Below are 1,102 nucleotides of genomic sequence, written 5' to 3' on the forward strand. Positions count from 1 at the left end.
GCCGGAGATCTGGGCGGCGAACCGGTCGAACTCGGTGTCCGGGGCGCCGTCGAGGCCGAGTTCGGCGAGCAGCTTCATGCGCTGCTCGGCGGTGTCGTGCCAGGTGGGGAGGGACACGCCGGCGTCGGCGTCGTATCTCATGTGGAAGCTCCCTGGGCGATGGGCTGGTGCGGCTGCTCCGGTGGGGTCGGGTGGGTGAGTGCGTGGTCGACCAGGGCGAGCAGCACGGTGATGGACGAGCGCGTGTCGCGGGCATCGCAGCGCACGATCGGCACCCGGTCGGGGATGTCGAGGGCGTCGCGGACCTCGGCGGTTGTGTAGTGGTGCGGGGCGTCGGCGAACTCGTTGATCGCGACCACGAACGGGATGCCGCGCTGCTCGAAGTAGCCGACCGGGCCGAAGCTGTCGGGCAGCCGGCGGGTGTCGATCAGCACCACGGCGCCGACCGCGCCGTAGGTGAGGTCGTCCCAGGTGAACCAGTAGCGGTCCTGGCCGGGAGTGCCGAACAGGTACAGGATGAGGTCGTCGCTGAGGGTGAGGCGGCCGAAGTCCATCGCGACGGTGGTGGTGGTCTTGTCCTCCACGCCGGCCAGGGAGTCGATCCCGGCGCTGACCACGGTGAGCTGTTCCTCGGTGGTGAGCGGGTCGATCTCGCTGACCGCGCCGATCATGGTGGTTTTGCCGACGCCGAAGCCGCCACTGACGATGGTCTTCACCGGGAAGGGCGCGGAATTGCGTTGGCCGGTTTCGGTGGTCACAGCACGGTCAGGCGACATGGGACAGCCTCGTTTCCAGACCTGACCGCAGCGCTTCCAACAGCTGCAAGTGGTCGGCGCCGGGGCCGGGCAGGGCCATGACCAGGGCGCCGCGGTCGATCAGATCGGACAGGACGACCTTGGTGGCCTGGACGGGCAGACCGAGACGTGCGGCGATCTCGGCGACCGGGCACGGCCGTTCCCGGCACAGCTCGACCGCTCGGGCCGATTCGGGACCGAGCCCGTGCACGGGTCCGGCGTCGGCGGCCTCCAGCAGGGTCACCAGCCGCATCGAGTGCTGCGGGCGGGTCCGGCCGCCGGTGATCGCGTAAGGGCGCACCTGTTCG

General features: G+C 70.1%; 2 protein-coding genes. Both read right to left on the minus strand.

Annotated elements, in window-relative coordinates:
* Positions 1–137: 137 nt before the first annotated feature.
* Positions 138–776: a GTP-binding protein gene (locus ABFX46_RS43295; protein ID WP_346050452.1), complete on the minus strand. Its 639-nt coding sequence runs from the start codon at positions 774–776 to the stop codon at positions 138–140.
* Positions 766–1,102, minus strand: a 337-nt coding sequence (locus tag ABFX46_RS43300; protein WP_346050454.1) for a DUF742 domain-containing protein, incomplete at its 5' end; no start/stop codon positions are given. The genes ABFX46_RS43295 and ABFX46_RS43300, both read right to left, overlap by 11 nt.

Origin of the sequence: Actinomadura chokoriensis, from assembly GCF_039529475.1 — a bacterium.
GTDB lineage: Bacteria > Actinomycetota > Actinomycetes > Streptosporangiales > Streptosporangiaceae > Spirillospora > Spirillospora bangladeshensis.